Here is a 14,247-nt window from a genome sequence, read left to right as displayed (position 1 = left end):
GCCTTGAAGATCGCGCGAGCGTCTTTCCTATCAGGCTTTGCGCGTTTGCTGCGGTGCAGGAAAAATCTTAGCCAGTTTGCGGAGGTTTTGGGCGGTTGCGGCGAGGAGGAATTCGTCATTTGCACCGCATGGGCCGCGTAATCGCAGTCGTCCCAGCCCGAGAATGCGTTTGAGGTGGGCAAAGAGCATTTCGACCTTTTTTCTGAGCTTCATCGCAATCTGATATTCTTCAGTATTGGCCAAATCTCTGGCAACCTGACGCGCGTCTTCTTGCTCCTCGCGGGTGATCTTGCGCGCCTCAGCGTTGGGGCAGCATTTTTGCTTGGACGGGCAGACCTGGCAGACTTCTTTCAAGGCGCGATAGCGCGCGGTGCCCTTGCCCGTCGGCCCCCGGCTTGGATCAGAGTAATTCCGGCGGAACTGTTTGAGCGCGTGGCCCTCGGGGCAGATGTATTGGTCGTTCAGCGCATCCCAGTCAAAATCTGTGCGTGTCCAGGTCCCATCGGGGCGTCCGGCCTTGTCGATCACAGGGATGTAGGGATCGATCTTGCGTTCCACGAGCCAGCCGAGCATGGGGCCTGAACCATAGGCTGTGTCGGCGATCATCCAGTCGGGGACCAGGCCGAACTTGGCTTTCACCCGTGTAAGCATGGTCTGGGTCGATCCAACCTCGGCTTGTCGGATCGAACGGGTGCCTTCAACGTCCAATATGACACCGTGATCCGTGTCTATCAGGTAGTTATCGGAATAGCTGAAGAATGCCGGACCCTTACGCGCCGCCGTCCATTGGCTGGCGGGATCAGAATGCGAGGTGAACTTGGGCTGCACCTCGCTGGCCGCGCCAAATGCAGCCTTATCCAGCGTGTCGAGATACTCGCGCACGGCGCGGGGCGCATCAGCCGAATCAATGTGCGTTGCGTCCCAGTCTTCCTTCGGTGTGGAGTTCTGCTTGTTCGCATCGGCTTCGATCAGGCTGGCGTCAATCGCCATTCGCTGGCCGCTGACCAGACCTTCGGCGATGCAGCGCGCGACGCCCGGCGCCCGACGACTTGGACCACCTTCTCCCCACGGCCGCATCGGGACGCTGATACTTGTGCCACTCGTCAGCGAAACCTGCTTCCTTCAGATGGAGATAGAGGTTGGCCGCCATGTCGAACCTGATCGGTTCGCCACTCTCCAAACTTGCGAGAATCTCAGGTGGGCAGCTTTGAAGGACCCCCCGCTTTTTGAGGAGAACCCTGACAGCCGGTTTCGCAATCGGCGTTTGATCGGGGCCCGAATTTTCTTGTTCAGCCTCGGGTGAGGCATGCCGGGAATGAGGGAACAGTTTCATCGCTTCTTCCTTATCAATTGTAGCGTCGAGGATTGCCGGCGCCGGGTTGCGGGCGATGGCGCCCGGGTCTGATTGTTCAGCGATCACACTGGAAAAATACGGGCTTGGGCCCGGGAACTCGCCCCGGTCCCGCCGGACCTTCTCATGGCTGGCATCGAGCATCACGCGTGTGGCTTCGTAAGCCAGCAGGCGCGCCTGCTCGCTTGCCCAATCCGGAAGCTCGATCCCGAGGTGCTTTGCGGCCTCTCGCAACGGCTCCCGCACGACGTCATAGTCATTCTCGAAGAATGCTTTGCGCAGGACCGCTTGGCGGGCGCCCTCTCGTTCGAGGGCAGCCTGAGCGACCTTGGGCGATCTCGGATCCGCCAAGGCACGCTCGCGGTCATCCGCTTCAATTTCGAAGCGAGCGAATGCAGTCAGCAAGGCTGTGGTTTCTTGAGATGAAAGGCTCATGGTTGTCGCCGCGTAGAGGAAAATTTGATCACTGAGAGCGCTGAGCCTGCGAGCAAGTTCAGCAGCAACAGCAAAAGCATCAGATTTGAGCGCGAGACATATGTGCATTTGCGAAACGACGGTTTGACTCCCCATATTTTCCTCTTGCAAATCCTGAACTCCCTCACAACAGGCACTGGGACTTCGCAAAACGCAGTCGACTCGGGTCGGTTTGACTCGATCTGGAACGAAATCGATCGGCTCGGGCCTCGCCATGACCGGTGTCAGGCGCAGGATCGAGCGGGGGATTCGTCGCCTCCAGACATAGCCCTGAGGCCGAAGTTCGAGATGAGGAATGCGCGCGTGTTTGGAACGGGCTTGTGACACCAGGTGTGACTCCTTGTGACTCCGCTGTGTCCGGAGTGTGTAAGGCGGTGTGTCAGAACCTGTGTCCGAAACGCGAAAAGCGCTCCCGAGGGAGCGCTTTTTCGTTTAATCCCAACCACTTTGAGGAAGGTTGGCTCCGGCGGTAGGGATCGAACCTACGACCAATTGATTAACAGTCAACTGCTCTACCGCTGAGCTACGCCGGAATGCCTATGTCCGTCCAGCAGCATCGCTACCGGACAGCGGCTCTTTAACTTGGGCGGTCCGGGTAGCGCAAGGGCTTTTGGAGATGAACTGCAAATTTTTTCAATCGCGCGCATGAGTTCGCGGGAAATATTGAATCGGCTGTCCTATCCGAGAAGTCGCATACGCTGGATTTGGTGGAACATGCCATCTGCGCCCTGCCCTACCAAAGATAGGTCGCCCACCAAGAACGGGCGGGGGATATGGGGACCTAGATGATCCAAAGCCACGGCCCCGACTGCATCGCGTTGGCGGCGGGGGACGCGGCCTGTGAGTGTCATGTGAAAGCGGTAGCTGGCCATGACATGCGGGTAGCCCCAGTCCCGCAAATTACGTTGCTGCGCATCGGTCAGATTTGGCCGTTGACGGCGGGCGAGATCTGAGGGGGAAAGCGGCGCCCTGAACGGATCGAGGGTCCTGACGACATGGGCAGCGCAGGCGTTGAGCAGCTCCGTGTCGCCCTCTGCGGTCAAAGCGAGAAAGCCTCCCATCCAGGTAAAGTTGAGCCCGGCAAGCGCAATCGGCTCAAGCTCTTTGCACATGGCTTCGAAGGCGGCCTGCAACTCTTGCGGATTGCGCCCGGAGGCCAAAGCAAACGGCGGTTTGATGGTGGCATGGAACCCGTATTTTCGCGGTGTCTCGGTGAAGTCAGCGAGGGGGAAATCGTCGATATGCGGGGGTGTCACCTGTCGCCCTTGGGCAATGTCCCAGCCAAGCCAAGACGCCCCGGCTTGGCCGAAGGCGCCGGACGGGGTGAAGTAGATCGCATAGCGCTCGTAGTCCATTTCACCCCCAAGTAACGCTTGGCGCGGCCCCATTGAGCCGCACCGCGTGTCAGTCGCTAAGCGCCCGCTTTAGAAGCCTGCCGCCTGCCCGTCTTTGCGTGGATCGGACCCGGCGGAATAACCGCCTTCGGGCAGCCGCTGGACGAGTTGCGCGCCGCCAAAGCCAAAGGCGTTGTCCGGGGATTCAACCTGCACTTGATGCCCCAGATCGCGCAAGCCCTGAAGAAGTTCAGGCGCCATCGTCGGCTCGCATGCGACCTCCAGTCCCGACAGGATGCGCCAGCGCGGTGCGTCGGCGGCGACCTGCACGTCCTGCCCCCAAAGCTGGGTGCGCAGCAGCAGTTGCATATGTCCCTGCGCCTGAATCGGTCCGCCCATCATGCCGTAGGCCATCAGTGGCGCGCCGTTCTTCACTGCGAAACCGGGGATGATCGTGTGGAAGGGCCGCTTTCCCCCTGCGACAATATTCTGATGTCCCGGCTCGGTGGTGAAGCCAAAGCCACGGTTCTGCATTGACACTCCGGTGCCCGGCACGACGACACCCGAACCGAAGCCCGCGTAGTTCGACTGGATGAAGCTGACCATCATGCCCGAAGCGTCCGCGGTGCTCATCAGAACCGTGCCGCCCTGTTTTGGCGCACCGGCACCGAAATCCTGGGCCTTTTCCGCAGCAATCAGAGCCGCGCGGGATTTGAGATAGGCTGGATCGAGCAGCGCGGTCTCATCGACCTCGGTCATAGCCGGGCGGTCGCCGACGTAGGCGTGCAGATCGCGGTAGGCGAGTTTGCAAGCCTCAATCTGCAGGTGCACCGACATGAGGTCATCAGGGCCGTGGTCGCGGATGTCGCTGTGCTCCAAGATGCCGAGCGCCATAAGCGCGGCGATCCCCTGCCCGTTTGGCGGGATTTCATGCAGCTCCACATCGTCGAAAGACTGGCTGATCGTGCCGCACCATTCGGGGGCATGGCCGGCCAGATCTTCAAGCGTCATAGCGCCGCCGTTGGCTTTGGCATGGGCAACGATCTCTTCAGCGATCTCGCCTTCGTAAAAAGCGCGGCCCTTGGTTTCGGCAATCAGCCGCAGCGTGCGCGCGGCCCCGGGATTGCGGAAACGCTCGCCCGCCTGCGGTGCGCGGCCGTCCGGAAGGAAGGTTTCGGCAAAGCCCGGCTGTTTGCCCAGCACTTCGGCCCCACGGGCCCAAAGTGTGGCAATGGTGGGCGACACTAGAAAACCGTTTTCAGCGTAGCCAATTGCCGGGGCCAGCACCGTGGCCAGATCAAGCTTGCCAAATTTCTCGGACAGTTCCACCCAAGCGCTGACCGCGCCCGGCACGGTGACGCTGTCCCAACCATGTTCCACCATGCCATCTGGGAAACGCTCAGGCGACCACGCCGCAGGGGCCCGGCCCGAGGAATTCAACCCGTGCAACTTCTCCCCGTCCCAGAGGATACAGAAAGCGTCCGACCCGAGCCCGTTGCCTGTCGGCTCTACGACTGTGAGGGTGGCAGCGGTCGCGATTGCCGCGTCTACTGCGTTCCCCCCCTGCTGCATGATGGCCAAACCTGCCTGCGTGGCCAAAGGCTGTGACGTCGCTACGACATTGTCGGCAACAACAGGGGAACGGTGAGACGAGTAAATCGGATCGTGACGGAGCATAGCTGTCCTTTATAAAGATGCTTCGCGTCGGCTTGCTGCTTGGGTTCCGCGTAGGCCAAACGCTTTGCGCGCAAACTGACCGCGAAACGAACGGTATGCAACGGCATGGGCGCATTTTGCGCGCTAATGTTGTAAGAGCCCGTCTTAGGTGGACTGTTGCGAACTACCAGATGCCGAATAAATTAGAGGATAATACTATCTAGAACGCCGACGCTCTTTGCGCTGCTCCACGCGCAACATCGTACGGTGATGGCGAAAGCTCCGCTCACAATGCGCTGGCGTAAACACGATGACCCAAACTGCCCAAAGGCGATGTTCGGAACGATATTGCCATGCTCTCGCACAGAGCGACTGATCCGCATCAGAGAAGATGCAGTTATGCAGGATGCGCGACCAATCTCTAATATGTGCAACCACCGGACACCTCCCTTTCAAAGGACAGCGCGCCTGCGAAGGCAGGGAAGCTGTCTAGGATTTGGTCCCCCCGGATCCTCAAAACGCTGCCAAAGAAAAAGGCCGTAAATAAGGCACGAAGGAGGCTAAAACATGCAGGCCCGGAGTTAACTTTCCATGCATGCTGCGGTCGCCAGACGGAACGGGCTTCGGAGTTAGGGGGACAGTTGTGGGGCTATTGGAGCGGGAACGCATGCACGCGTGCGCCAGTTCGCTCTGAACAGAACGTCGAGGCGCAAGACGATTTCAGGGGGGGGGGTAATGGCGGAGACGAAGGGACTGTCGCCCCGAAGTATTATCAACACTTTAAGTTGGCGAACCCACTACGCACACCTGCTCTGTAACCTTAAAGGAATTTCGAGTCAGACGAACCTATTTGACGCTCGCCTACGTGCGATCTGCTGGCAGGCGGTGTTTTTTTCTCCCTTAGCTATCAGCGCCGTTGGTGTCGCATGAGCCGGCGCGTGCGCAAGGAATTTCCGGGGGCGTCGGCCTACTACGATCGTCACGGCAAACGGCGTTGGCGTTTCCGCCGCAAGGGTTTTTCTGCCGAACTTGGGTCTGATTATGGCTCCCCAGAGTTTGTTCGTCGCTATGAAGACGCGGTTGCTGGAATTCGATCTGCCACGGGCGCAGGGGTCGGAAAAACCATTCCGAAATCAATCTCAGACCTGATTGCCCGCTACTACAGCTCAGCAGAGTTTCTTGAGCTGAAAGAGAGCACAAAAAAGACTTACCGTGGCATTCTCGAGCGGTTCCGGGAAGAGCATGGGACCAAGAGCGCAGTGAATCTCGAGCGTCGACACATCAAAGCGATCCTCGCGGCAAAAAGCGACACGCCTTCCGCAGCAAACAATCTCCGCGACCGCCTACGTGCGATTCTCGATCTCGCCGTCGATCTCGAGTGGCGGAATGATAACCCCGTCGCCTTCGTTAAGCCGCTGAAAGTGCGCTCGAAGGGCTTTCATACCTGGACCGAGGAAGAGATCGAAAAATACTATGCAGTTCACCGTCCGGGGACGCTCGCTCACTCGGCAATGACCCTCATGCTGTATACTGGGGCCGCTCGTTCAGACGCCGTAAAACTGGGACGGGGCAATGTTCACGGGGATCGGCTGCGCTACCGGCGGCAGAAAACAGAAGACAGCGGAGGAGTTTTGATCGACATACCCATACACCCTGAGCTTCGCGCAGTCATCGATACACGGTCTCCAGCAGCTTTCACGTTCCTGGAGACCAAAGCAGGAAAAAGTCGCTCGCCGAATGGCTTGGGCAACCTGATGCGTGAGTGGTGCGACGAAGCCAAGCTACCGAATTGCACTTCGCATGGCCTGCGCAGGGCAATTGCAAGGCGCCTGGCAGAAGCAGGTGCGAGTCCTCATGAGATTATGGCCGTCACGGGTCATCATACCCTTGCAGAAGTGATGCGCTACACTCAGGACGTAAGTCGCCCAGCTCTGGCCACCAACGCACTCACACGGCTACAATAGATCAGCCGATGAACAACGCTTGACGAACCAATCCCGAAGGTTCGCCAGCATCCCACGCAACTCACTAAAGAGAAAGGGAAAAATATGTTAATGGCGGAGACGAAGGGATTCGAACCCTCGAGACCCTTCCGGGCCTACTCCCTTAGCAGGGGAGCGCCTTCGACCACTCGGCCACGTCTCCACTGACGCGTATAGCCAAGGAAACATATGGGTTACAAGGCGAAAACCTCCAGTTTTGAAATTTTCTTAGCTGGGCCAAAATGCCCTTAAAATGGCACTCATTGGCACCGAATGGCACTGGGTTTGGGAAACATTTGGTCAATTTCCCTTACAGCGAAAGCGCCCTGAACTGCGTCAAGACAGTTTGGAGTTGCCGATCACCAAGCGCGAGGGCCAAGGATCAAAAAGCGTTTCCGTCATCACTCACTCGAACCGATCTCCTTTTTGTAAGGAGGTTTGGTCATGAAAAGCGCCAACGACGATCCAGGTTCGATAAGCACAAAAGAGCTGGCTGAATATTGGAGAATGCCATCTGTCAGGGCCGCTCTTGACCTTGCACGGGCACTCGGCCTACGGCGAGTCAAAGGCAAATTCCCTTGGTATTCTGTCTGGGCAACTGAGGGCTTGGCTCCGCCGCGACGCAACAGGTGGGAAGAATTAAAGCTTCCGCATTGTACCGCAGTCGATGTGGCTGAAGCACTCGGTGAGTCTGTACGATCTGGACGGCGGCGTGGCGTTTCAAAGCCTGATCCGAGTTTTCCAGACCCGATCCCGCTCCGGAAAAAACCGATGCTCTGGCGAACAGCCCAGCTGCGCGCTTGGCAGGCGGGTTTGCCAGTCCCACACTATCCGGTCGCTTCGACGGCAGCGCGACGCACACTAAAACCCTTGGCCAACCTCACTCAAGAACCTCCGTCCAATACCTACAATCCGTTCGCCGAAGCACGATCTGCGGCCACCGAGAACGGTTAAATGACACCCCCGACGAACAACGGAAAACATGACAACCACTCGGCAATAATGTTGCGACTTCTATTGAGCAGTGTGTGTCAATTTCCGCTTCGTCCCAACGAAGAACGGCCAATCTGAACGATGAAGGGCCAAAAGAGGACATGACACCTATGACATATAATCCTTTCGAATTCATCCCCCAAAGCGATGCGGCAAAGGCGGTGCCCAAAGCAGAAACCTTGCAGGATGTGCTGAACTGGCTCGACAGCGATAGCTGTGACCTCGCCCGGTCAGTCCGTCGCACCTACACCCAGGCAGTGAAGAAGTTAGTACGGCTCCTCAATGGCAGTGCGGACCGGATCCCAGCCTGCTCTATGTATTTCCACAGGGAGTTCCCGAACAGGAATTACGAGAGCTCTTGGGGTAAAACGTTCTCCGCTGCCAAGCGCTGGAAAAGAAACGTTTCTGCAGCCATCAACGGCGCGACTGGCCTGATCGCCGAACATCGGGCGCGCAGGTCTCGACAGGATAGCTGGTCTTCGTTGCAGCACGCGCTCGAAGAAATTTACACCTCAGGCTTAAAGCCTACGCTAATATCCAATCAGAAGCAGCTCATAAGCGTTCAAAGTTGCGCAGATACTGCCAGAAAGCAGAATTTGGAAACCAGCGAGATTGACCCGGAGCTCGCGCTTCATCTTTACAATTCCGCTCCCACCGCAGGGGCAAAGGAGTCTGTGGCAAAAGCATTCGAGCTCCTCGACAAAGTTCGGAGCAGCAAGGATCCGCGCGTGCAGGGGCTTCTACCTGTTCAGCCCATCTGCTTTGAGAAGCCAGCGCGCGCTAACGCTGTCGAAATACCTGAACGCCTGCTGCATGAACTAAATACTTGGGTCGAGTTGGCATCACGCGGTCGCTGGTCAATTACTGACAATCGATACACGAATGGGATTTCCACTCAACCCTTTATGAGTGCGGTAAAGAAGGTCCTTACAACCGCTGAATTGGCGGGGGCAGTTTCACTCCCTGAGCTTGACACAATTGCAGCCGTCTTTGACAGAAATGTCTTGGTATCAGTCGTTCGAAAGCTTCGAGATCTCGACAGAGGTCGTGAAGACGGCGCTATCACACCTCGCACTGCCCGAGGTTACATCGAAAACCTTGTTCCGTTCCTGGAGCGCAATGGCGAGGATGCTTCAACCGTCAAAAGCATCCTCGATACGGACACTTGGCTCAAAGCTGGAGCTCGGTGCAAAGGCGAGATGGTGCCACACGTTCGGTCCTTCTGTGAAAGCGTCGTAAGAGACATGAATGCCAGGTTGCGGTTTCTGTCGCTTCACATCCAATTCAGGGAAAAGGCAAACTTCCACCTTCGAGCCGCACAAAAAGCGACAGGCCGGGAAACCGAACATCATCTCCAGAAGGCGCGTCGCTATGGCACATGCGCGGCTTTCGCAGCTCTGGAAACCGATGCTGTCCCGGCAAGGGTATCCAATATTCTGGCTCTGACATACCGCGGCAAGTCCCCTTGGTTGTTTCTGGGCACTGGAAAGTCGGACAACGGGAGAATGAGCATTCCTGGTGCGTTCGTGAAGAATCGTAAGGGCATTCACGCAGCTATTCAGGCGGCGAGCCCATTCCGCGGGCTTGAGACGATGCGTTGGTTTGAGACCAAAATTCGCCCCCTTTTTCGCAATCACAAGGACAACGACCACTTCTTTCCTGCAGTCACAGAGGCAACGAAGCCTCTATCGTATGCAACGTTCAAATCATGGTGGTCCGACTGCGCCGCTAATTGCGGCTTCCCTGGGATGAACCCTCACATGTTCCGCCACGGCCAAGCTTCTATTCTCGTGGCACAAAACCCAGGCAACTGGTCTCTTGTATCCGCTCGGCTTGGAGACTCAGAAGCGGTATGCCGCACAGCTTACGCCTGGATCGACCACGACAAATTGGTGCTTGCCGGCCAGCAAGAACTGTCAAAGGAGCTTCCACGTGTCGCATGAGCCAACCTGTTCCGCCGAAATTCTCTCACTACAGGTTGAAGGAGGTCAACGAAGCAAGCACAGCCTGCGTATACGACGGTTTCAGCGCTGGCTGGAACAGCATGATATTCATGCAATTGATCGCTTTGTTCTACTGGATTTTGCCAAAGCTGTTGGTACCCGTGGGGTGCTCTCATATCTGCAAGAATCAATGCTCCGAGTGCTGCCGGATCACCGACACTTTGAAGTCGAACTTGCTGCGGCTGTGACCGACAATCGTCGACGGGTCGATGGCAAGAAGATGCGTAGTGAGATATTGCAAGCAGAATGGTGGCACCCGTTTTTGCCACAAAGCAATATAGATCGACTTCATATCCACGAAGTCAAACGACTGGATGACTGGTTACACTTTCTGAGTGACAAAGAGATCCGGTCACCGACGTCACAGGACTACATGTCCTTTGCGGCCAAGTGGGCCTCTGAATCCGCCCTTATCGCTCTACAGACCGCGTTTAATAAGCTCGATATCCCCAAGGTGCCGTCAATCGAGGAAGAGCTCAATTTAGCTATTTCATCGCTACGAGCTCGAAGGCAAGGAACTGGGTCTAAGTATCGGACTTCCTGGCCACATGAACTTGCGGTCAGCAGGGCGGCCCTTCCAGACAACTGGAAAAACATTCTCGACCTTATTGAGAACGGAAATACTGAAGGCATTCCGATTTCTTCTGGATTTCTGCCAACCGTTGAAACGGCATTGCGGACACTCTGTTATTGTTGTGACAAGTTGGATTTGCCTTTCGATATCGACAGATGCACAACGCTTGCTCTTGTAGCGGAACTGCAAAGTCGGAAAGCAACAAATTCAACCATAGAGATTAACGTTTCTGCTTTGCACCGATTTGCGAAGGTTATTCCGGTGTCCGAAGCTGTTTTGAACGACCTCTCGGAAATTGCACGGGACTTCCACTGGAAGAGAAAGAAGGACATTCCTAAGAAATTCGAAAAGTTGGATAAAATCGGGTCGGCGAGCAAAATACTGGGGCGGGCAACCGACTTGCTCGCGACTTCCCGCACACAACGATCTCTCGAATTGCGCATGGCGAAGCTCAACGCTGCAACTGCCTTGGCACTTTTTACTCTGGTGCCCCTTCGTGTCGCGGACACCAACATGCTATGGGGGGAGCAGTTGACACACACGGGCGTACGATATCGCCTTGATCTTTGTACCCGAAAATGTGGAGTGGAGTTTCACGGCGAGATCTGTGACTTTGTATCCCCCTTTCTTGATGCCCTTCTGCTGCGTGGGTGCGACGAACGTTTCCTTAGTATGAAGCGGAACGAGGCGTTGCAAAACAAGCTCCCATTGTTTGCTCACTCCAATGGCAGACATATTTCAAGGAAATGTGTCGCAAACTATTGGCAGCGCCATATTAAATGTGGACCGCACATTGCGCGCTCACTCGTCCACACGGAGCTCGGCAGAATGGGGCGTGATGGTGTCGAGATGGCTCTATCTCTCTGTGCACAGCGGGACCCAAAAACGGCAAAATTCTATCAAGGGAAAGCCATGCATGATGCATTGCTGCTTGAATCTAACCAGGTACTTATTTCTGGCTTTTCAGAAGATTTAATCGCAAAGCACTTCCCTTCAATGAGTAACGAATGAGAAGAGGTCGATTTAGCATCGAACGGTGGCGTAAAGCCTCTTGGGCTTCAGTGTGCTTTTCCAAATCGCAAGATCGCGAAGATGCGTCTTTCGGCTCAAAATTGCCGTCCGTCAGTCGGTGGATAGCTGCAGCGTGGTTTCACCGAACCGGACGTTCGCGCGACGCACAGCATTTACATCGCTCGGATGGCTGTTGTGCAGGACTTTGCTGCCAATCGCCGAATGATTGCTCTCGTTTGTATGTTCAGAAATTGTGATTTTTGCACGACCAGTCGACGCCTATGGTTACAAGAACTTATAGCGTGCATGGGTCGTGTGCAAATCAATGCGTCTATTCCTCTGGCGGTTTATCAAGGTGCATGACCTTATAGATGCAGTTCTGTTGGACGCACCAAGTGCCGCCGTCATCGGTCGGCATAGCCGGGTCGCCGTTCGGCAGATAGCAGACGGCCATTGCATCGATCCGGCCTTCGACCGGCCCGTTGAGGGTCTTGCCGCGCACGTCCAGAGTCACGTCAGCACATACTTGGTTAGCTTGAACGATTTTGACCAAATCAAATTCCAGAAGCTCGATGAACTCGCAATCCCGGCGTAGTTCCCCCGCCATCGCGCCTGGTGACTTTCCCGTCAGGTTGACCGCGTGCGCGGCCATCATGCCGTAGTTCTTGGCTTTCCAGCCCGAAAAGAACCTGTGGAACGCTTCGCCTGGTGATCCTGGCTCCAATGGCTGATTGAACGGAGCCTCCAAAACGACAGGCACCCACGCATCGAGCTTCCGCCTATCCTCCTGCGTCTTGCGGAGCTGCGAGAGTGAGCCCAGCAGTGTTTCGCTCTGTTCCGTCGCGTGACGGTCGCGCCGCGCCTCTTCATCGGCTTTGTCGCAAGCCCAATCGACCAAGGCGATGAGCATCAGCCAAGCTTTGCAGCAGACCGCTTTCGAGGCGTAGTTGACCGATCTGCCGTGCAGAATTCCATGCCGCATGGGCAGCGAGAGCGCATCGTCAGACGACTTGCGCACCCCCTTGGTCACAAGCTTGATCAGCGTCGGAAGCGATGTCGGATGTCCGGTGATGGAATCGAAGCACGACAGATCGGCATCCTTCTCGAACGGGCTCGTGCCGAGAACGTCGGACGCCAGCCCGTCGCAGACGATCAGGATCAGCGGCACCGCTGAGATGTACCGCTCCTCTTTGTAGAGGGCCAGCGCCTCGACCATCTGGTGATAGCGCTCTTGCGCCTTGTTGAACCGCTTGCCGCGCGTGATCGCAAAGAGCCGAATGTTGTCCTCGGTGAACCACGATAGGATTTCGGCTTCGGCTGCTTCTCCGTTGCCGTCTCGTGAATGTGCGAGTGCGTTTCGCATCACGTCTGCCGACATTGCCCCGGTCGCGATCCAGCCTTGGTTAGCGAACTGAGCATTGAACTCATCCGGTAGGGTTAGAATGCTGGCTTGATCCTTCAGTTTCTGTGCGCATTGCTTAAGTTCGCTAATTGCGTCAGGGGACATGCCGAGCAATTTCATGAAGCCAGGCGCAGCCGCCATGCTATCCACAATGGGTAGCATGGCGGCGAGATTTGCAGTGCTTGGAATGTTGGCGATCTTGTCGCCATCCTTTTTTCGCCCAGCCATAGTGCCAATACCTTATATTGAGCCATTAAAAGTAGAGAAGTCCATATATAGTGCGATGAAAATTCGTACAACTTCAGTCTGCGTTGTGCGAACCTATTGCTTCGTCCACACCTCGACATACGCCCCGTGCAGATTTCTTATTTTTGCACGTCAGCTACAATGGACCCTGACCTTCGCTGCGCCATGTCGAATGGTTTAGTAGGGGTCGCAGCTGACCTACGGCCGCGCAGCGAGCCGAACACATGGCGGGCCACCGCAGCCGTCGCTCCCGGCCCTGACCTGCCATTCAAACGCTAACCTCATGCTGCAACGCAGCCCGTCAGAGCGGCCACTCGCACATCGTGCAGCATTTTATTGATCAGATGACCACGAAGCGGACACCCTGCCCCTTGCCATTAGCCATTCAAGGGCCGCTATCCGGTCGTAGCTTCGCAGGAATGCAGGGTTGTCGCAAAAAGGGCTCTCTTCCCTAAAATGAGAAGGAATAGACCTGCGTCGTCGTTGAACTGGTAGCAGTGTTTACAACCTTCACCGAGCCCACATAGGTCAACCATGAGCCCAGAATAGAACAGTGGGAAAAAGTTCGAAAGCTGCAACCGTCTCCTTTCTGATCGTAGTATTAGAGAAATCAGCTACGCCACGAAGCTCGAGGAAGCCCGGCTACGGCAGACGGCACAGCTTAGCGCCGTCTCGAACAGAAATCGGCGTATCGCAACGGCGGCATTTCGTCGACCGCTGCCAAACTGCTCGAGTGAATTGGTAGTGACAACTTGGACAGCGTCCGGCGGCGGCGCGCGGGACCCTTGCAGCACAGGAAGGGCAGCGTGCGGGAAGCCTGAAAGTCATAGCACATCTCCGCTTTGGCATTTTGCACCGAACCCACGGCACGCGTCGGGAGGTTTCACATCGTGATGGCAGCAAACCATGCTATTATTAACCTTTGACGACAGCAGGAGAGCTTTCCGATGAACTCTAAACCGCAATTTATCGCCGAGGTTGATACCGCTGGGAACGTATTGTGGGTCTGGCACAAGCCGGCCGGGACGCGAAAGTGCCATCACATAAAGGACTTCGTAGGTGCCAGACGCCAGATTGAAGAGGCATCTTGTCATGGAGCCTCCTGCACCTCCATCCGTGCTTGGATGTAAGCGTTGGCCCGGGGTCACGTTGTAGGGTGTGATCCGGGCTGCGAGAACGAACCCATCTTATGATGGGGAGTGCGTTTCGCAATGTGCGCTA

Annotated in this window: 7 protein-coding genes, 2 tRNA genes and 1 pseudogene; 3 read left to right on the top strand and 7 right to left on the bottom strand. The window is 56.3% G+C overall.

The features are described from left to right. Positions 1-30: 30 nt before the first annotated feature. The 5 genes and pseudogenes from BLS57_RS12470 to BLS57_RS12450 form a co-directional block, all read right to left on the bottom strand. A pseudogene (locus BLS57_RS12470) lies at positions 31-1,032 on the bottom strand (transposase); the annotation flags it as partial. After that, the gene (locus tag BLS57_RS12465) at positions 980-1,936 is read right to left on the bottom strand and encodes a hypothetical protein (RefSeq protein ID WP_139186636.1); all 957 of its coding nucleotides are present in this window, start codon (positions 1,934-1,936) and stop codon (positions 980-982) included. The pseudogene BLS57_RS12470 and the gene BLS57_RS12465, both read right to left, overlap by 53 nt. A gap of 347 nt (positions 1,937-2,283) precedes the next feature. After that, positions 2,284-2,358, bottom strand: a tRNA-Asn gene (locus tag BLS57_RS12460). A 144-nt stretch (positions 2,359-2,502) separates the two neighbouring features. Then, complete coding sequence (locus BLS57_RS12455; RefSeq protein ID WP_093742809.1) at positions 2,503-3,180, bottom strand: DUF1045 domain-containing protein; 678 nt, start codon at positions 3,178-3,180, stop codon at positions 2,503-2,505. A 69-nt stretch (positions 3,181-3,249) separates the two neighbouring features. Beyond that, positions 3,250-4,836 carry a gamma-glutamyltransferase family protein gene (locus BLS57_RS12450; protein WP_093742806.1) on the bottom strand — a complete coding sequence of 529 codons (1,587 nt, stop codon included), beginning with the start codon at positions 4,834-4,836 and terminating at the stop codon, positions 3,250-3,252. A 917-nt stretch (positions 4,837-5,753) separates the two neighbouring features. Between BLS57_RS12450 and BLS57_RS12445 the strand changes: the two genes are divergently transcribed. Continuing rightward, positions 5,754-6,779, top strand: a complete 1,026-nt coding sequence (locus BLS57_RS12445) for a tyrosine-type recombinase/integrase (RefSeq protein ID WP_167356427.1) — start codon at positions 5,754-5,756, stop codon at positions 6,777-6,779. 91 nt (positions 6,780-6,870) lie between these two features. Here the strand turns inward: BLS57_RS12445 and BLS57_RS12440 are convergent. Continuing rightward, a tRNA-Ser gene (locus BLS57_RS12440) sits at positions 6,871-6,960 on the bottom strand. A gap of 931 nt (positions 6,961-7,891) precedes the next feature. Here BLS57_RS12440 and BLS57_RS12435 point away from each other — a divergent pair. Next, the gene (locus BLS57_RS12435) at positions 7,892-9,733 is read left to right on the top strand and encodes a site-specific integrase (protein ID WP_139186635.1); all 1,842 of its coding nucleotides are present in this window, start codon (positions 7,892-7,894) and stop codon (positions 9,731-9,733) included. Then, positions 9,723-11,378, top strand: a complete 1,656-nt coding sequence (locus BLS57_RS12425) for a hypothetical protein (protein WP_139186634.1) — start codon at positions 9,723-9,725, stop codon at positions 11,376-11,378. Before BLS57_RS12435 ends, BLS57_RS12425 begins: the two co-directional genes overlap by 11 nt. Positions 11,379-11,709: 331 nt before the next feature. Here the strand turns inward: BLS57_RS12425 and BLS57_RS12420 are convergent, their stop codons facing one another. Then, complete coding sequence (locus tag BLS57_RS12420; protein ID WP_093742791.1) at positions 11,710-13,008, bottom strand: hypothetical protein; 1,299 nt, start codon at positions 13,006-13,008, stop codon at positions 11,710-11,712. Positions 13,009-14,247: the final 1,239 nt, after the last annotated feature.

Origin of the sequence: Sulfitobacter delicatus (assembly GCF_900102535.1) — a bacterium.
Taxonomy (GTDB): domain Bacteria; phylum Pseudomonadota; class Alphaproteobacteria; order Rhodobacterales; family Rhodobacteraceae; genus Sulfitobacter; species Sulfitobacter delicatus.
This window is presented reverse-complemented; position numbering and strand designations above follow the sequence as displayed.

Excerpts from the sequence above, each read along its gene's own strand:
- BLS57_RS12455 (WP_093742809.1), bottom strand. The coding sequence starts at position 3,180 with ATGGACTACGAGCGCTATGCGATCTACTTCACCCCGTCCGGCGCCTTC.
- BLS57_RS12450 (WP_093742806.1), bottom strand. The coding sequence starts at position 4,836 with ATGCTCCGTCACGATCCGATTTACTCGTCTCACCGTTCCCCTGTTGTT.
- BLS57_RS12435 (WP_139186635.1), top strand. The coding sequence starts at position 7,892 with ATGACACCTATGACATATAATCCTTTCGAATTCATCCCCCAAAGCGAT.
- BLS57_RS12420 (WP_093742791.1), bottom strand. The coding sequence starts at position 13,008 with ATGGCTGGGCGAAAAAAGGATGGCGACAAGATCGCCAACATTCCAAGC.